8 protein-coding genes are annotated in these 19,483 nt (G+C 68.4%); 4 read left to right on the forward strand and 4 right to left on the reverse strand.

What is annotated here, in order from left to right:
- The first annotated feature begins 19 nt into the window (after window positions 1-19).
- The 4 genes from ACH4S7_RS32055 (at window position 20) to ACH4S7_RS32070 (ending at window position 4,205) form a co-directional block, all read left to right on the forward strand.
- A complete protein-coding gene (locus ACH4S7_RS32055) occupies window positions 20-862 on the forward strand; it encodes a DUF4097 family beta strand repeat-containing protein (RefSeq protein ID WP_398524870.1) in 843 nt (280 codons plus the stop codon).
- A gap of 73 nt (window positions 863-935) precedes the next feature.
- Complete coding sequence (locus ACH4S7_RS32060; protein ID WP_398524871.1) at window positions 936-1,937, forward strand: ATP-binding cassette domain-containing protein; 1,002 nt, start codon at window positions 936-938, stop codon at window positions 1,935-1,937.
- Complete coding sequence (locus ACH4S7_RS32065; RefSeq protein WP_398524872.1) at window positions 1,934-2,725, forward strand: ABC transporter permease; 792 nt, start codon at window positions 1,934-1,936, stop codon at window positions 2,723-2,725. Before ACH4S7_RS32060 ends, ACH4S7_RS32065 begins: the two co-directional genes overlap by 4 nt.
- A 553-nt stretch (window positions 2,726-3,278) precedes the next feature.
- Window positions 3,279-4,205 (forward strand): phytanoyl-CoA dioxygenase family protein, encoded by a 927-nt coding sequence (locus ACH4S7_RS32070; protein WP_398524873.1) that lies wholly within the window; start codon window positions 3,279-3,281, stop codon window positions 4,203-4,205.
- 227 nt (window positions 4,206-4,432) lie between these two features.
- Here the strand turns inward: ACH4S7_RS32070 and ACH4S7_RS32075 are convergent, their stop codons facing one another.
- The 4 genes from ACH4S7_RS32075 to ACH4S7_RS32090 all read right to left on the reverse strand — a co-directional run bounded on the left by ACH4S7_RS32075 (window position 4,433) and on the right by ACH4S7_RS32090 (window position 19,483).
- Window positions 4,433-5,665 carry a cytochrome P450 gene (locus ACH4S7_RS32075; protein WP_398524874.1) on the reverse strand — a complete coding sequence of 411 codons (1,233 nt, stop codon included), beginning with the start codon at window positions 5,663-5,665 and terminating at the stop codon, window positions 4,433-4,435.
- 62 nt (window positions 5,666-5,727) lie between these two features.
- On the reverse strand, window positions 5,728-6,477 hold the full coding sequence (locus ACH4S7_RS32080) for a thioesterase II family protein (protein WP_398524875.1): 750 nt from the start codon (window positions 6,475-6,477) through the stop codon (window positions 5,728-5,730).
- A 239-nt stretch (window positions 6,478-6,716) separates the two neighbouring features.
- Window positions 6,717-11,711 (reverse strand): amino acid adenylation domain-containing protein, encoded by a 4,995-nt coding sequence (locus ACH4S7_RS32085; protein WP_398524876.1) that lies wholly within the window; start codon window positions 11,709-11,711, stop codon window positions 6,717-6,719.
- Window positions 11,708-19,483: an amino acid adenylation domain-containing protein gene (locus ACH4S7_RS32090; protein ID WP_398524877.1), complete on the reverse strand. Its 7,776-nt coding sequence runs from the start codon at window positions 19,481-19,483 to the stop codon at window positions 11,708-11,710. The genes ACH4S7_RS32085 and ACH4S7_RS32090 overlap by 4 nt, the downstream gene beginning before the upstream one ends.

Raw genomic sequence — 19,483 nt, forward strand, 5'->3', positions numbered from 1 at the left:
CCATAAGAACGGGACAGCCATGCCTTCTTTCGATACTCCCGAACCGATTTCGGTCACCGCCTACGTGTACGCCGGTTCCATCCGGTTCACCGCGGGCGACCGCCGCGACACCGTCGCCGAGGTACAGCCCCGCGACCCGCAGAAGCAACTGGACGTACGGACGGCCGACCAGACCAAGGTCACCTACGCGAGTGGCGTCCTGACCGTCACCACCCCCAAGGCCAATCCGCTCGGGCGCGGTGGCACCGTCGACGTGACGGTCGAACTGCCCACCGGCTCCGACATCGACATGAACGGCGCCGGTACCAATGTGATCGGTGAGGGCCGGCTCGGCACAGTCCGCGTGACGACCTCGGCCGGCGACGTCCGCATCGACACCACGGGCCCACTGCAACTGAAGGCATCGCACGGCTCAAGCACCATTGACCGGGTCGAGGGCCTGGCCGAGATCACCAGCAGCACCGGCAACGTGCGCGTCGGCCTCGTCGACGGCCCCGCCGTCCTCAAGAACTCGCACGGCACCACGACCGTCGGGGCCGTGACCGGCGAGCTGCGGGTGAACGGCACCAACGGCGTCATCGACATCGCGCGCGCCGAGGCATCGGTCACCGGCACCACCACCAACGGTCTCCTCCGCATCGCCGACGTCGCCTGCGGCAACGTCCAGTTGGAGACCTCCAACGGTTCCATCGAGGTCGGCATCCGCGATGGGGCCGCTGCCTGGCTCGACGTCAACACCAACCACGGGCAGGTACGCAACACGCTCACCGCGTCCGAGGCCCCGGAGCCGACCGAGGACACCGTCAAGGTACGCGCACGGACCAACTGGGGCAACATCGACATCTTCCGCGCCAAGGTCTGAGCGCCTCCATACCCCCACCAGCCTCATCTCGCCCGATCCCCGCATCACTTCAGCCTTCGAGAGGGAGGGCTCCATGCCTTCATCTGTCATGCCCACACCCAAAAAGGGGGACGGTCACCCGTCGTCCGCCGCCATCTCCGCTGTCGGTCTGCGCAAGTCGTACGGCGACAAGACCGTCCTCGACGGCATCGACCTGAACATCCCGGCCGGGTCCGTCTTCGCGCTGCTCGGCCCGAACGGCGCCGGCAAGACCACCGCCGTCAAGATCCTCTCCACCCTCATCACCGCCAACGGCGGGCAGGCCCAGGTCGCGGGCCACGACATCACCACCGCTCCCCAGGCCGTGCGCGCCGCGATCGGCGTCACCGGTCAGTTCTCCGCCGTCGATGGCTTGATCACCGGCGAGGAGAACATGCTCCTCATGGCCGACCTGCACCACCTGACCAAGCGCGATGGCCGGCAGGCAACCGCCGAACTACTGAGGCGCTTCGACCTCACCGACGCCGCCCAAAAGCCCGCCTCCACCTACTCGGGCGGCATGAAGCGCCGCCTCGACCTCGCCATGACCCTGGTCGGCAACCCGCGGATCATCTTCCTCGACGAGCCCACCACCGGCCTCGACCCCCGCAGCCGCCACGACATGTGGCAGATCATCCGCGAACTCGTCGCCGACGGGGTGACCGTCTTCCTCACCACTCAGTACCTGGAAGAAGCCGACGAACTGGCCAACCGCATCGCCGTGCTCAACGACGGCAAAATCGCCGCCGAAGGCACCGCCGAGGAGCTCAAGCGGCTCATCCCCGGCGGGCACGTCCGGCTCCGCTTCACCGACCCGGCCGCCTACCAATCGGCCGCCTCCGCCTTGCGCGAGGCCGCCCGGGACGACGAGGCACTGGCGCTCCAACTCCCCAGCGACGGCAGCCAGCGCGAGCTGAGCTCCATCCTCGACTGGCTGTACTCGGTCGGCGTCGAGGCGAACGAGTTGACCGTGCACACCCCCGACCTCGACGACGTGTTCTTCGCCCTCACAGGCAGCACCAAGGTCCCTGCCCAGTCCAAGGAGAACGCCCGATGAGCTCCCTCTCACTCGCCGTCCGTGACTCGAACACCATGCTGCGCCGCAACCTCCTCCACGCGCGGCGCTACCCGTCCCTGACGCTGAACCTGCTGCTCACGCCGATCATGATGCTGCTGCTCTTCGTCTACATCTTCGGCGACGTGATGAGCGCAGGCATCGGAGGCGGCGGCGCGGACCGTTCCGACTACATCGCCTACATCGTCCCGGGCATTCTGATGATGACCATCGGCAGCACCGTGATCGGGGCCGCGGTGTCCGTCGCCACCGACATGTCCGAGGGCATCATCGCCCGCTTCCGCACCATGGCCATCCACCGCGGGTCCGTGTTCATCGGACACGTCGTCGGGAGCGTGCTCCAGGTCCTCGCCAGCCTGATCCTTGTCGGTGTTGTTGCGGTGGCCATCGGCTTCCGGTCCACCGACGCCACCGTCCTGGAGTGGCTGGCGGCGTTCGGGATCCTCGCACTGTTCTCCCTGGCACTCACCTGGATCGCGGTCGGCATGGGCATGGCCAGCCCGAACGCCGAAGCCGCGAGCAACATGGCGATGCCGCTGATCCTCCTGCCGCTCATCTCCAGCGCCTTCATCCCGGCCGACACGATGCCGGGCTGGTTCCAGCCGTTCGCCGAGTACCAGCCCTTCACCCCCGCCATCGAGACGCTGCGCGGCCTGCTGCTCGGCACCGAGATCGGCAACCACGGGTGGATCAGCATCGCCTGGTGCGTGGGCATCTCCGTCCTCGGCTACCGCTGGTCGAAGGCACAGTTCGACCGCGACCCGAAGTAGGCGGCATGAGCGCGGGGGCCTCCGCCCGCGCTCGTCCCCTGCCAGGGCGGTGTAGGGGTTGTCCCGTCAGCAGGACAATCACCCTCCGTCGGCAGCGTCTCCGCACCGCGAGCACCCGGTGGGTTACCGGATCAACAGCCTCACAAAATACCTGGATGACAGGCGCCGACGCTTAGGTCGGCGCCTGTCATCGTATTTTGATCCGTAGTCCACTCCGCCGACAAGGGTCGTTGCCCTGTGGAGATCGGCAGCGATATCGATCACGCAGGGTCGATTCTGCGCCCGCTCATCTTGCCGGAGGGTGTCTATTCATCTCCCACGGCGACCTCGGATTCGCCAGAGGCGGATCCACGATTGACACTCCCCTGCTCCGAGGGCAGAGTATTGCACTGCCGAGGAACCGCGGAATGGTCCGGCGCGCGCTGCTGCGGTTGGCCACGGGACCGCGTTATCGGGACCAAACTCCAAGAGCTGGCGGACAGTAAGCCATGGCGGCTCCATTTAACTTATTCTGCACGGCAATAAACTGGCAGACCTGAGAAGGAGCCGACGCATGAAAAGACTTGGCGATGGCCTTCTGGAAAAGGCTGCGGCGGACTACGCCGAGCAGGGCTTCTCTATCATCCGCAACGTCGTGCCATCGGATCTCCTGGACGAGGCGCGCGCCCATGTCGACTGGCTCACCCGTAAGTATCCGGACTTGCGCCCCGAACACTTCCATCATCCGCTGATCCGCAACGACGCCTTTTGGGCACGTCTGGTCTCGGAGTCCCGTCTGGTGGACATCGCCGAGTTCTTCCTCGGCCCGAATCTGGCATGCTTCACCGCCCACTACATCTGCAAGCCCCCGTACGACGGGCAGCCCGTCCTGTGGCACCAGGACGGCGCCTACTGGACGCTGAGTCCGATGGAGGCGCTGACGGTGTGGCTGGCCGTCGACGAGAGCACCACGGAGAACGGCTGCTTGCGGATGATCCCCGGTAGTCACGTACTGCCGCTGCACAAACCTTCGGTCCGCACGGACGAGCCCAACATGCTGTTCTCCGCCGCCGACGAGAATCTGGTGCGGGAGTGGGCGGAGGAGCGCGGAGTCGTGGACATCGAACTCCAGCCGGGCGACGTCTCGATCCACCATCCCCATCTGCTGCACTGCTCGGAGGCGAACACCTCCGCCAAACGACGGTGCGGTCTCGACATCGGCTACATCTCGACGACCACGCGGATCCACAGCGAGGGCATCTATCTCGACCCCCTGCTCGTACGCGGAGCCGACACCAACGGCCTGAACAGCTATCGCCCGTTCCCCGCTCACCAGGAGGGCGAGACGGTTCCCTTCGCCGGGCAGGACGGTTGGAACGACCGAGTGGCCGCGCTCAACGAGGCGCTGCCGCCGCGTACGGGGAGCCTTCCCGACGAGAGCCCGATCGAGACGACTCGGCACATGATCGACCGTCTGCGCGAAGGCACCGTCAAGCGCTGATCCCCTCCTCACCGGCCGATGGTGCGCCGTTCCCTACGGTGGACCATCGGCCGGCCGGCGAAGGACGTGCCGGCCCCGGGTGGTCACTTCCGGAGGGCGTCATGTGTTCCACGTCCAGAGCAAGGTCGTGAGCCAGTACCGCACGGGTCATCCGGGTCATGTACACATACAGGCGCCCCCGAACACGATGTGTTCGGGGGCGCCCGCGCGAGTCGTCGGACAGGTCCTCACAGGCGTACGGGAAACGCGGAGAACAGCCGGGCGCCGCCGGGGATCAGCTCCCGGTACCTCAATTCGCTGCTCTTCACCGCGAGTTCCAGACTGTCGTGCTGGATAAACAGGTGATCGAGAGCTACCGTGCCTTCGAGTTCGGCGAGCGCCGCGCCGATGCAGCGGTGCGGGCCCGCGCCGAAGGCGAGATGACCTTCCCCACGCTTCAGTACCCGCTCCACATTGCACCGCTCGGGCTCGGAGAAAACCCGGGGGTCGTAGTTGACGGACTGAAGAGATCCGGTCACCGCATCGCCCTTGCAGATCGCGACCCCGGCGAGCTCCATGTCCTCGGCCGCGTACCGCGGTCCGGCGTTCGGGATGGGATTCGCGATCCGCATCAACTCGTCGATGGCGTGCGGCAATGCTTCCGGCCTGGCGCGCAGTAGGGCTACCTGATCCGGATTGTCGAGGAGGGTGAGAACGGCGTTGGGAATGAAATGGGCGGTGGAATGGTACCCGCCGTTCACCAGTACGCCGACCATCGAGACTATCTCGTCCTCGCTGAGCCGGTCCCCGTCCTCGTCCATCGGCTGCACCAGCGTGGAGATCATGTCATCCGCGGGCTCGGCCCGGCGTCGCTCGATGAGCTCCTTGGTGTACTCGAACAGGCCCAAGGCACTGGCGGTGAAGTCGTGGTCGACGTTGGCGTACTCGTCCATCCACTGCCGTACCTGTGGCTGATCGGCCTCGTCGATGCCGACGAGATCGCAGATGACAGCACCGGTCAACGGTGTGGCGTACTCCCGCAGGAGGTCGCCGGATCCCTTCTGCGCCAAGGCGTCGAGGAGCCGGGCAGAAACCTCTTCGATACGCGGTCGCAGTGCCTTCATGCGCCGGACGGTGAACGCGGGCGCCACCAGGCGGCGCAACCGCGTGTGATTCTTGCCGTCCTGGAGCATCAGGTTGGAGGTGAAGTAGCGCAGCATCTCGTTCGGCACATCGAGAGTGGCGAGCACCTGGTCCGCGATGCTGGGCCCTCGATGGCCCGGCACATTGCTGATGTTCGTCACGAGTCGCGGGTCACTCCACGCCTTCTTGAGCTCTTCGCTCCGTGTGATCATCCAGACCGGCGGCCCACCCGGGAACCCGATGCGAACGAGCGGGGACCTTTCCCGCAGGCGCGCGAAGGCTCCGATGGGGTCTTCTTCGAATTCGGGGTTCAGCAGGCTCACGATCGGCTCAGCCATAATCGCTGTCTCCTTGATTACCTTGTCGAACGGTTGAGGGCGGTAACTCTCCTAGGGGATTCTCAGAATTCGCGCGCTTCCGGCACGGGGCACGAGCCACCGCAGGCAGATTCCGCCTCGATCAGGTCCAGCACCTTCCGGGCCTGATCGACCAGGTACATGTGATCGCCCGGCAACTCCGCATAGCTGAACCCACTCGTGGTAGCGCTCCGCCATTCCTGCGCATGTTCCGCTTGGACCAGGCCGTCGGAGCTGCCCCGGATCGAACAGATCGGCACCCCCACCGGTTCGTCGATGCTCGGTACGTAGTTCTCGTGCATTTCGCAGTCTGCCCGCAACACGGGGAGGATCAGCTCACGCATCTCCGGATGGTCGAGAGCCGGGTGCCGGAACCCCGCGAACTCTTCGACCCGGACGAGGAACTCCTCGTCCGGTAGCCCCGTCGCCCGCCGCTCCCGCTGCGTCCACGGTCCCGGCGAACCACTCACGACCAGCCGCTCGACGCACACATCCCGCGCGCTCAGCAGATGCACCAACTCGTACGCGAGAACTGCGCCGAGGCTGTGCCCGAACAGCACGGCCCGTGCCCCTTCACCGAGGCCCGCGACAATGTCGTCGACCGAGTTCTTGGCCGCTTCGACGACACTTCGGTACGGCGTCTCCAGGATCCGCCGCTCCCTGCCGGGCAGTTCGACCGGGACCACCTGCCAGCGGCCGGCGGCCAGTGCCCGCCACGGATGGAAGAACGAGGCTCCCGCACCCGCGAACGGCACGCACAGCAGCGTGGTCCGGGCCCGATCAGCCGTGGACATGCCGGGTTCTACCACTCCGACCAACCCCCGTCATCCATTCATTGGTTCGTTGATCCGGATCCGGGGCGTCCTTGGTCGTGACCGGCCGGGTGCACGGCAATGACGGTCGCGAAGGGAGCGTGGTCGCAACGGAACCGGGCTGTTTCTGTGGCGTTTCACTGACAGGTCACCGGGACGACGTCACACGTATCCACCCCGTCGTCCCGGCCGGTGGGGAGTTCGAGAGTCGAGACCTCCCGTCACTCCGCCAGCTTGCGGCTGATGACCTTCATGATCTGGCCCGCGGGTTTGGGCATGTGCAAGTCTTCGTGCGCCGCGTCCACGTCGTACTCCTCGATGGAACCGAGGACGAACGGCCGCCAGTCGGCCGCATAGCTCGGCACTCCTTCGGGCCGGTCAACCGTGGCGTTGAAGAACAGCGCATCGCCGCGGTAGACCGGCGATTGGAACTCGGCCATCCTGTTCAGGTTGTTGGTGCCCACCTTCGACATGTTGTCCAGGAAGCTGTCCATGTTGCTGGTGTTCATGAACTTGCCGAAGACTTCCTCGAGATCCGCCCGGTAGAGCTCCTGCGTCCGGCCGGCTACATGCCGGAACCCGTTATCCGGGTCGTCACTCGCCGGTTGGCTGTCCAGGATGGCCAGGAGGGCGACCTCCTGCCCGCGCCGGTCCAGGGCCTCCGCGATGGCGTGCGCGACCGGGCCGCCGAAGGACCAGCCGACCAGATAGTAGGGCCCTTCCGGCTGGGTCTTGATGATCTGGGCGAGGTAGTCGTCGATCATCTCCTGCACCGTTCCCGCCAGCGGTTCCGTGCCGTTGTAGCCGCGGGACTGCAGACTGTAGGCCGGGCGGTGCTGCACGTACGGCGCGAAGGTGAAGTACGCCCAGCCGAGCCCACCCCCTCCGTGGAAGAACCACACCGGCGGCTTGCCCGTACCGGAATCCCGGTTCAGCGGCAGCACTACCGCGAACGAGTCCACGTGCTCGTCGGGGATACCGCCGACGAGCACCAGCGCGGCCAGTTCGGACACCGTGGGGTACCGGACGATCGTCCTGACGGGCATGTCGACACCGAACCGCTTGCGGATGCGGGCGCTGAGCCGGGTGGCCAGGAGCGAGTGCCCGCCGAGCACGAAGAAGTCGTCGTCGATACCGACCCGCTCCACGTCGAGCAGCTCGCCGAAGATGGCACACAGCTTCTCTTCGTGTGCGTTGCGTGGTTCTCCGTCGCTCGTGGTGGTCGTGGCCTCCGCCGGCAGCGCCCGCCGGTCGAGCTTGCCGGCCGGAGTCAACGGAAGTTCGGGAAGCGGCACCACCGCTGCCGGGACCATGTAGTCCGGTAGACGCGCGCGCAGGTACTCGGGCAGCGCGGTCAGCAGCGGGCCGATCGATGTGACCAGGGCGGGGGTGTTCGCCCTGGTCGGCCTGGCCACGGCGCTGGGAACGAATCCCCCGGTCAGAGTGAGCTGCTCGGGCAGCAGCACCACATCGAGGGTGTGGACGGCCTCGCCCGACCAGGTGACGACCGCATCCCGGCCCTGCTGCCGCGCCCATGCGTCGAGGTCCTCCGGATCAAGAGCCCCGGCAGGCGGGGCAACCGTACCCAACACACCCGCTGACAACGCCGCGGCGGCCTCCTCCACCAGCCGCGCGTTGGGGATCCCGGTCACCCGTACCGGTCCGCCGCCCGCCCGGTCCGCACAGTCGCCCAGGCCGGCCAGGTCGGACACCTCCCGGCCCCACAGCACTGTCGGCACACCGGCCAGGTCGAGCACATCGGCCGGCCCCTTGTGCAGGACGACCTCGTAGCGGTGTCGGGTCAGCTCGTTATGTATCCGCCCGGCCTTCAGCCGGATGTCGACCCCTACGGAACGCTCCGCCGCCCACTCGGCGAACCACTCCGGAGCGACCACCAGTTCCCGTTCGGCCAGCACCGCCTGCTCCACCATGGCCCGCACCTCGTCGTGCGAGGCGTGCGGTCGCGCCGCACGCTGCACCGCGGTCAGCAGAAGCCGGAGTGTCGCGGCATTGCGGACGTCACCGACGATCAGTCGGCCGCCCGGCGCAAGGAGGTCCATCGCCTCGCCCAACACCCGGTCCAGATAGGCGACGCTCGGGAAGTACTGCGTCACCGAGTTGAGCACCACGGTGTCGAACCTGTCCCGGGGCAGCCCGGAGACATCATCGGCCGCCTGAACACTCAGCCGTGTCCGGTCACCCCAGCCGGCCTCAGCGACCTGCTCCCGGACCCGGTCCACCACCGTGGCCGAGATATCGGTGCCCCAGTACTCCTCGACCTCACCGACGATCTCCGACAGCAGCAGACCGGCACCCACACCGATCTCCAGCACCCGCCGCGGCGCGAACCGCAGCACCTGCGCCACCGCCGTGTCCCGCCACTCCCGCATCTCCGCACGCGGAATCGGCTCGGCGTCGTACGCCGACTTCCACAGCCGGAAGTCCTCGCCCAGTGCTTCATCGGCAGAGTCGGCATACATGTCCTCGTGGACCCGACGCCACTCGTCCACCTGGGCAGCGGCATCAGTCACTGCGGCATCCGGATCAGGCACCACATAGCCCACCAGACGCTTGTCACCCTGCTGATTCTCACGCACCACGACGGCCGCCTGCGTCACACCGGGATGCTCGGCCAGCACATCCTCGATCTCACCCAGCTCGATCCGGAACCCCCTGATCTTCACCTGGGAGTCGGAGCGCCCGATGTACTCGATCTGGTTGTCCTTGTTCCACCGCGCCACGTCACCGGTGCGGTACATCCGCGCGCCGCCAGGTCCGAAGGGACAGGCAACGAACCGCTCCGCAGTCAGTGCGGTCTGCCCGAGGTAGCCCCTGGCGAGCCCGGCACCGGCGAGGTACAAGTCACCCGCCACCCCCGGCGGGACCGGACGCAGTACCTCGTCCAGCACGTAACCCTGGGTGTTCCAGATCAGTGCGCCGATCGGCACCCGGTCCGCCCCCGGCACGTGCTGCCACGCCGTCACCTCGACGGTCGCCTCCGTGGGGCCGTAGAGGTTGTGCACGCCACAGTCGGGCAGGAGACCGGTGACCGCATTGGCGAGGGAGGCCGGGAACGGCTCGGCCGCGACCTCCATCCAGCGCAGGCTGGTGCACTTCTTGGCTGCGGGCTCGGCGACGAACGCCTCCAGCAGGGAGGGCACGAAGTCCGCGCCGGTCACCCGCTCGCGCTGGATCAAGTCGGCCAGATAGGCGGGATCCCTGCGACCTCCGGGACGCGCGACCACGACGGAAGCCCCGACCTGGAGCGGCGCGAACAACTCGGGCACCGACGCATCGAAACTCACCGTCGTGCTCAGCAGCATGCGGTCCTCGGCCGTGACCGCGAAGTGCACCAGACCCCACTTCAGCCGGTTCATGATCGACCGGTGCGCCACCTGCACACCCTTGGGGCCACCAGTGGAACCGGAGGTGAAGATGACGTACGCGGCGTTGTCCGGTGACAGCTCCCGCTCCGGGTTCACCTCCGGGTACCCGGACACGTCCGGAAGCTCTCCGTCGAGCACCAGCAGCGGCCGAGCAGTGTCCAGCATCTGCCGCACCCGTTCCTCGGGCAGCTCGGAGTCCAACGGCAGATAGGCCGCACCCGCCTTCACCACCGCGTAGATCGCCACCATCATCTCCACGGAACGGGGGATGCGTACCGCGACGATCTGTTCGGCACCCGCACCCTGTTCGACCAGCCAGTGCGTCAGCCTATTGGCGCGCCGGTTGAACTCCCGGTAGGTCACCGATTCCTGATCGGTTATCACCGCGACTGTGTCCGGGGCCCGCTCCACCTGCTCCTCGAACGCCTCCGGCAACGTCACCGCAGCCACTGGATGGGCCGTGTCGTTCACCCGTCGTACCAGCCGGTCCCGCTCGTCCTCCGTCAGCACCTCGATCGCGCTCACCGGCACCTGCGGGGCGGCGGCCAGCCGCTCCAGAACACGCACGAACCGAGCGGCGAATGCCTCGGCCGTGTCCCGGTCGAACAACTGGGTCGCGTACATGAGGTCACCCCGCAGCGCCCCCGACGCGTCCATGGCCAGACTGAAGAAGAGGTCGAACATCGCGGTCGACACGAGATGCTGTTCGAACTCCACCTTGAGTCCGGGAAGTTCGAAGTCCTGCTTCGCGAAGTTCTGCCAGGCGAACATCACCTGGAACAACGGCTGGTACGCCGCGGAGCGGTCCGGATTGATCAGTTCGACCAGCATCTCGAATGGCAGGTCCTGGTGCTCGTAGGCCGCCAACGCCTTCTCCCGCACCTGCACGAGAAGGTCCGCGAACGACGGGTCGGCGGAGAGATCCACCCGCAGCACTTGGGTGTTGACGAAGACCCCGACCAGATCGGCCAGTGCCTCGTCGGTTCGTCCGGCGATCGGATTGCCGATCGTCACGTCGTCGTCGCCGCCGAGCTTGCGCAGCAGCACCGCCAGCGCGGCCTGAGTGACCATCGACATGGTCATCCCGCGCTCGTCGGCGAGCTTCTGCAACCCGGCCGCCACCGCTGGTTCCACCACGATGCCGACCGTGTCGCCGTCCAGACTCCGTTCCGCGGGTCGCGGACGGTCCAGTGGCAGGCTCAGCGGCTGCGGCACCCCGGCCAGCTCCGCGCGCCAGTACTCGGCCTGCGCCGCCGCGAGACTGCTCGGGTCCGCCACATCGCCGAGCAACTTCCGCTGCCACAGCGCGTAGTTCTTGTACTGCACGGCCAACGGCTCCCACCGGGGCGCCCGACCCTCCCGTCGCGCGGTGTAGGCGGCGGTCAGGTCGCGTGCCAGCGGCCCACCCGAAACGCCGTCCGATGCGATGTGGTGGATCACCAGGACCAGGAGGTGCTCCTCAGGGGAGCAGCGGAACAGGGTCGCCCGCAGCGGGATCTCGGTCGCCAGGTCGAAATGGTGCGCGATGACCTCGTCGACCGCGCCGGGCAGGTCCTCGGACGCCACGACGACCACTGGCACCTGCACCGACACCTCATCCGGCGGCAGGATCCGCTGGTGGGGCTCATCGTCGTCGTCCGTCACATACGTGGTGCGCAGGATCTCGTGCCGGCCGACCACGTCGCGGATGGCCGTGACGAGGGCCTCCTGGTCCAACGGCCCGGTCAGCCGGAAGGTCGGGGAGATGTTGTAGGTCTCCGCCCCTCGGTCCAGTTTGTGGGTAAGCCACATACGGCGTTGTGCATACGACAGCGGAATCACTGGATTCACTCCTCTACGGTCATCTCAAGCAAACTGGGGCGGAGGGGAACAGCCGATTCCTCTGACCACGCCGCCAGCGCGGACACAGTCGGCAGGTCGAAGATCTTGCGGATGGGTATCTCTATCCCCATCTCGGCGCGGGCCCGGGTGATCAGCCGGGTGGCGAGCAGGGAGTGCCCACCGAGCGCGAAGAACCCGTCGTCCACGCCGACCCGGTCCACACTGAGCACTTCGCCGAACAGCTTGGCCAGGGCCACCTCCCGGGCGGTGCTGGGCGCCCGGAAAGGCGTGGTGGGGGTGAGGTCGGGGGTCGGCAGGGCCTTGTGGTCGAGCTTGCCGTTGGGGGACAGGGGCAGCCGGTCGAGTGGTACGCAGGCGGCTGGGACCATGTAGTCGGGCAGCCGCTCGGCCAAGTGATCGCCCAGTTCGGCCGGGTTCGGGGCACGCTCGCCGTGGGTCGGGACGAGATAGGCGGCCAGATAGCGGGTATCGCCGGCTTGTCGGACCACGACGGCGGCCTGGGCGATGTGGGGATGGGCCGTCAGGGCGGCTTCGACCTCGCCGGGTTCGACTCGGTAGCCGCGGATCTTCACCTGGGTGTCGATGCGGCCCAGGTGATGCAGTTCGCCGTCGGGGGTGAGGCTGGCGAGGTCGCCGGTGCGGTACATGCGTGAGCCGGGAGGCCCATAGGGGTCGGCTACGAAGCGGTCGGCGGTCAGGGCGGGCTGGCCCTGGTAGCCGCGTCCGGCCCCGGCCAGATAGAGCTCACCCGGTGTGCCCGGGGGCAGCGGCGTCAGACCGGGGCCGAGGATGTAGGCGCGCACGCCGGGAAAGGGACGGCCGATGGGCACATCGGGGGCGTACGGCCGGTCGGGGTGCAGGAGGTGGGCGGTGGCATAGAAGGTCTCGCTGGGGCCGTAGCTGTTGATGACGCGGGCGTCCGGCCAGAGCGTGCGCACCCGGTCCGCCAGAGCCGGGGTCAGCACTTCCCCCGAGATGTTCAGTGCCGTGGGCCGGATGCGGTCACGGAGCTGGTCGATGAGTTCGGCGAAGGCCGACGGCACCGAGCAGATGACGTCGACGTCCCAAGTGTCGCGTTCGGCCAGTTCCAGCACGTCACGCACGATTTCCACACTGCCGCCCGTCGTGAGCGCGGAGAACAGCTCGAAGGTGGCGACGTCGAAGCCGAACGAGGCGGCGAGCAGCACCCGTCGGCCGGACTCCATGCCGGCGTGCGTGACCAGCGCGTCCACGCCATGGACGAGGGTGGCATGGGTGACGCTCACGCCCTTGGGCACACCGGTGGAGCCGGACGTGTAGACGACGTAGGCGAGGTTGTCGGGGCGGACCGCCGGCCGTGCCGCGGCTTCCGCGGCGTCCTGGGTCACGGCCGGGAGGCCGATGTCGTCGAGGGCGAGTACGGGGATGTCCGTGTCGGGAACGAGTGAGCGGGTGTCGGCGTCGGCCAGGATCAGGTGCGGCCGGGCGACGGGGAGGATGCGGGGAAGGCGGGCGGCGGCATAGGCGGGGTCGACGGGCAGGTAGGCCCCGCCCGCCTTGAGGATTGCCAGGATGGCCACGACCGTAGTTGCGGTGCGCGGCAGGACCAGGCTCACCACGGTCTCCGGACCCACCCCGCGCCCGGCCAGTTCGACGGCGAGCCGTTCGGCGCGGGCGTCCAGCTCCGCGTACGTGAGTGAGGCGCCGTCGGCGACCACGGCGACCGCGTCCGGGGTCCGGGTGACCTGCGCCGCGACGCGCCCGGTGAGGGTGGCGTCCGGAGTGGGTACGGGCGCGTCATCGAACTCGGCCACCACCAGGGCCCGTTCGGCCGGCTCCAAGGTGTCGACCTGCGCGACCTTCACCCCGGGGTCGGCCGCCAACTGCCGTAGCACCCGCACGAGGCGGGCCGCGTACGTCTCCACCGTGTCACGGTCGAAGACACCCGGCGCGTACTGGATGACGAGCTGGAGGTCCGGGTCGGCCGCCGCCGTGAGGCACAGCGGGTAGTGGTTGCCCGCGGACGGACGGAAGCCGGTGAAGTCCATGCCGTCCGCGGCGGCGGTTGCGGCGTTGAGCCCCGCCCGGTCGATGGGGTAGGACTCGAAGACGACCAGCGTATCGAAGAGGGATTGCAGGCCGACGGCCCGCTGGATCTCCGCGAGCCCGTAGTGGTGGTGTGCCACCAGAGCGGCCTGCCGGCTCTGCAACCGGGTGAGGACCTCGGCGAGGGTGTCGCCGGGCGCGTAGGTGACGCGTACGGGGACGGTGCTGATGAACATCCCGACCATCGACTCGACATCCGTCACCGCGGGCGGGCGCCCGGAGACGGTGGCCCCGAACACCACGTCCTGACGGCCGGTGAGCTGGCCGAGCAGCAGCGCCCAGGCACCCTGGACCAGGGTGTTGACGGTGATGCCCAGATCGGCGGCGCGTCGGGGCAGTTCGCGCGACTCGTCGGGCGGGAGCGTGATCTCGACCTGTTCGCGGCCGTCGTCATCCGCGGTCGCGGAGTCGGGAGCGAGCAGGGTCGGCGCTTCGATCCCTTCGAGTTCGGTCGCCCACACCCGTGCCGCCTCGTCCTGGTCCTGCTGGGCGAGCCAGGAGAGGAACTCACCGTAGTCGCGGATCCCGGGCAGACCGGCCGGGTCGCCGTCGGAGGCGTAGAGCAGGAGCAGATCCCGCAACAGCATGGGCGTGGACCAGCCGTCGAAGAGCGTGTGGTGGGCCGTCAGGACGAGTTCGGGCCGTTCATGTTCGAGGACGACCAGCGCCAGCCGGAAGAGCGGCGGGGTATCCACCTCGAAGTGGGTGGACCGGTCCCGCTCAAGGAACCGCTCGAACGTCTCGGTCCGCTCCGGCTCGTCGGCCGCTGTCAGGTCGAGGTACTGCCACGGCAGGGTCACCGCCTCCGGTATCACCTGTACGACATCGCCGTCCGCGCGGTCGACGAACGCCGCACGGAGGGTGGCGTAGCGCCCCAGCAGCGCCTGCCCGGTCCGGCGCATCCGGTCCGGATCGACCTCCTTGGACAGCTGGAACACCAACTGAACGTGGTAGGGGTCGTACGACGCACCGGCCAGCATCCCGTGGAAGATGATCCCGGATTGCGCGGGGGTCGCCGGCCATACGTGGGTCAGTTTGCCGAACCGGGTCTCCCAGGCGTCGATCTCCTCCTGGCCCACGTCGACCAGGGGTGCGTCGGTCGGGGTGAGCCCACCGGCCCCGGGGGTCGTGGCGTGCCGGGCCAGGGCGGTCAGTGCCTGGAGCCACAGGGCGGCCAGCTCGGTGACCTCCTCGCGGGTGAGCACCCCGGTCGGGAAGCCGAAAGAGGCGGTCAGCTCCTCGCCGGCAGCGGTGGCGGCGGCTACCGCATTGATCTCCAGGGCGGACAGCGCCGGCATGTCCGCATCCGGCGCGGCGACCAGGCCGGCATGGGTGGTGTCCGGGGCCCAGCCCAGGCCCCGCAGTTCCTCGGGCACGTCGGCGCTTGAGGATCTGCCGAGGTAGTTGAATCCGATCTGCGGTTCGCGCCCGCCGGCCGTCGTGGTGGCGGTCTCGGTGTTGAGGTGGCGCAGCAGGCCGTAGCCCAGTCCGTGGTCCGGCACGGCCCGCAGCTGCTCCTTGACGGCCTTGAGCGCCTGCCCGGCCGCCGCGCCGCCGGCGAACGCCGCCGCCACGTCGATACCGGTCAGGTCGAGGCGTACCGGGTACATGGCGGTGAACCAGCCGACGGTCCCGGCCAGGTCCGCGCCGGGCACCAGGGACTCTTCCCTGCCGTGTCGTTCCAGCCGGATCAGCGTCGAGGACCCCGACACCCCTCGCAGCCGGCGCCAGTGCGTCAGCGCCAGCGCGAGCCCGGCGAGGAGTCCGTCGTCGGCACCGCCGCGGAACACCGTAGGCACCGTGTTCAGCAACGCGGCCGTGACGTCGGCCGGCACCTGGACGCGGACGGTGTCCACGGTGGCTGCGACATCGCGCGCCGGGTCCAGTTCCCGTGCGCCGAGCGCAGGCTCGTCGGCGCTCAGGATCTCCTGCCATAGGGGCAGTTCCGCCGCCCGCCGCGGGGTGGCTGCCTCGGCTGCCAGAGCGTGCGTCCACCGTCGCAACGAGGTACCTGTGTCCTTCGGTCGCGGGGCACTGCCGTCGCGTACCTGCTGCCAGGCCGAGGCCAGGTCCGGGACGAGGATCCGCCATGACACCCCGTCGACGACCAGATGGTGCAGCACGACCAGCAGCCGGTCCGTCGCCGTGTCGGAGGTGAACCACACGAACTGCGCCATCACTCCCGCGTCCGGGTCCAGCCGGCCTGCGGCCGCATCCAGCTCGGCCTGCACATCGGCATCGCCGTACGGAACCTCCCGCACCAGCGCACCGGCATCCACACTGCCCACCGGTCCCATCCGCAGGCCCGGCCGTGCCCGGTCGAGCCGGGAACGCAGCACGTCATGTCGGTCCAGGACCGCCTGCACCGTGCCGACCAGTCCCACGCGGTCGATGTCCGCGGGCAGCGTCAGCATCCCGGTCATGCAGAACCGGCCGATGCCGCCACCCAGCGCGAGCACATGTGCCGCCGTCGGCGGCAGCGGAGCCCAGCCCACCCCGCCACCCGGGAGCTCGGCCAGCGTCACGCTCTGTTCTTCGCCCCTCTCCTCGACCAGCTCCGCGAGCCGGGCGACCGTGCGCTGCTCGAAGATCTCCCGTGTGCTGACCAGGACCCCGCGCGCCTTGGCCCGCGCGACCACCTGGATGGACCGGATGCTGTCCCCACCGCTGGCGAAGAAGTCATCGTCGACACCGACCTGCTGGGTGTCGAGGACATCGGCGTAGACCTCGGCCAGCACCTGCTCCGCCTCGCTGCGCGGCGCCCGGTACTCGCCCCCGGCGAACTCCGGCTCGGGCAACGCCGCCCGGTCCAGCTTTCCGGTCGTGGTCACGGGCAGCCGGTCGAGGACCACGAACAAGGCAGGCACCATGTAGTCCGGCAGTCGTTTGGCCACGAACCGCCGCAGATCCGCCACGGAGGCGCTGGCCCGCGGGTCGATGCCGCCGACTCCGGCGCCACCCACCGGCGTCACATAGCCGACGAGTCGTGTGGTGCCCGTGTGGTCTTCCCACGCCGTGACCACGGCCTGCCCGACCTCGTGGTGCTGGGCGAGGACCATCTCGACCTCGGTCGGCTCGACCCGGATGCCGTTCACCTTGACCTGGGTGTCGGCTCTTCCCTCGTACTTCAGTTGACCGTTCTTGTCCCAGTGGGCCAGGTCACCGGTGCGGTACATGCGCGCACCCGCAGGACCGAAGGGGCAGGCCACGAACCGCTCGGCGGTCGCCCCGCCGTTCCGGTAGTAGCCGCGGGCGAGCCCACCGGCCACATACAGTTCTCCGATCACGCCGGGCGGGACCGGCGTCAGTTCTGGACCCAGGATGTAGGTGCGCATATTGGCGAGTGGTCGTCCGATCGGTATCACACCGGTTTCGGTCGACTGCTGGGGGACCGGGAAGCTGGAGACGTAGAAGCTCTCGGTCTGTCCGTAGGCATGGACGACACGGACATGCGGGAGAGCCTGGTGAACCTTGTGGACGACGTCGGCCGTGAGTGGGTCGCCGCCGAGGATCGCGGTCCGCAGGTCGAGCTTGAGGGCGCCTGGCTCCCGGGCGAGAAGGGGGTCGAGCAGTGCGGTGAACACCGACGGCACGGCGCAGATGGTGGTACCCGACCAGCTGTCGCGTTCGGCGAGTTCGAGTACGTCGCGGACGATCTCGACGCTCGCGCCGGCCGCGAGCGCGGTGAATATCTCGAACACGGAGACGTCGAAGTTCACCGAGGTCGCGGCGAGCATGCGGGATCCCGGCTCAAGTGATGCCAGCTGCCTCGAATGCCACACACCGTTGACCACGGTGGCGTGGGTCATGGCGACACCCTTCGGCTTGCCCGTGGAGCCGGAGGTGTACATCACGTACGCCAGATTGTCCGGCCGGATACGGATGTCCGGCGCCTCGGCCACGGGGCTGTCGGGGTCGTTGAGGTCGAGCACGTCGAGGTGGATTACCGGCGGTCGGCACTCCGGCAGTGCCGCCGCCGTATCACGATGGGCCAGTATCAGGGTCGGAGCGGCCGTGTTGAGCAGGAGGTCGACTCGTGAGGCCGGGTGATCGGGGTCGATCGGCAGATAGGCACCGCCCGCCTTGAGCACGCCCAACTGCGCGACCACCAGCTCCGCCGACCGCGGCAGCGCGACGGCCACCAGCACGTCCGGCCCGACCCCGCGTGCACGCAACACCGCGGCCAGCCGGTCGGCGCGGGCGTTCAACTCGCGATACGACAGCTCTGTTCGCCCGGCCACCACCGCTGTCGCGTCCGGTGTCCGCATCGCGTGAGTGGTGACGAGTGCGGAGAGCGTCGCTCCCGGCACCGGTGCCGCGGTCTCGTTCAACCGCTCCAGCCGGTCCCGCTCGGCGTCGGTGAGCACGTCCACCGCACCGAGCCGCCCACCGGGATCGGCGACCACCTGCCGCAGCACGCGCACATAGCGGTCGGCGATGCGCACGGCTGTGGCGTGGTCGAAGAGCTCCGTCGCGTACTCCAACTGCCCGTAGGCACGCCCGGATACATCCGGGACGATGTTGAAGAACAGGTCGAAGCGCGCGGTATCGGTGCCGGCCGGGACCGGGGTGACCCGCAGACCCGGTATCTCGATCCCCTGCCACGCGAACTGCCAGGCCAGCATCGTCTGGAACAGCGGTGCGTACGCGGTGGAACGGTCCGGGTTGAGGATCCCCACCAGGCGCTCGAACGGAACGTCCTGGTTGTCGTACGCGGCGAGAGCCTGGTCCCGCACCTGCTCCAGCAGATCGTTGATCGATGGGTTCTCCGACAGGTCGACGCGGAGGACCCAGGTGTTGGCGAAGAAACCAATGAGGTCGTCGAGTTGCTCATCGGAGCGCCCCTCGATCGGGCTGCCGATCGTCAGGTCGTGGCCGGCACCGAGGTGGTGCAACAGCACCGCGAGCGCGGTCTGGGCGACCATCGGGGCCGTGGCACCGCGGTCCGCGGCGAGTTTTCCGAGCCCGGCGAGCAGTTCGGGTTCCAGCTCGAAGGACACATAGCCGCCGCGGTGGCTGGCCGCCGTCGGCCGCGGCCGATCCAGCGGCAACTGCACCGGCTGCGGTACCCCTGCCAATGCCTCCCGCCAGTACGCCAGTTGCATGGCGGCGATGCTGTCTGGATCCGCTTCGTCGCCCAGCAGTTGCCGCTGCCACAGCGTGTAGTCCTTGTACTGCACCGGAAGTGGCGGCCAGTTCGGCGCGCTCCCCCGCTGGCGGGCCGAGTACGCCGACACCAGATCGCGGAGGAACGGCGCCATCGACGCTCCATCGGCGGCGATGTGGTGGAACACGAACGCCACCCGGTGCTCCTGCGGAGCGACCCGGAAAATGGTTGCCCGAAAGGGAAGCTCCGTTTCCAGTTCGAACCCCTCGCACCCGGCGTCGTGCGTCGCGGCGTCCACTGCGTCCGCAGCCACGTCAACCACCGGAATCCGGAAGACCGCCTCCTCCGGTGAGAGGACCCGCTGCTCCGGCGTGCCGTCCTCGTTCTCCCTGATCAACGTGCGCAGACTCTCGTGCCTGGTCGTGACATCCCGCACCGCCGCAGCCAGGGCCACCGTGTCGAGTGGCCCCTCCAGACGCAGCACGAACGGGATGTTGTACGTGGCGGACCGGCCCTGGAGACGGTAAAGGAACCACAGCCGGCGTTGAGCAAAGGACAACGGAACCAT

Source organism: Streptomyces sp. NPDC020965 (genome assembly GCF_044333555.1).
GTDB lineage: Bacteria > Actinomycetota > Actinomycetes > Streptomycetales > Streptomycetaceae > Streptomyces.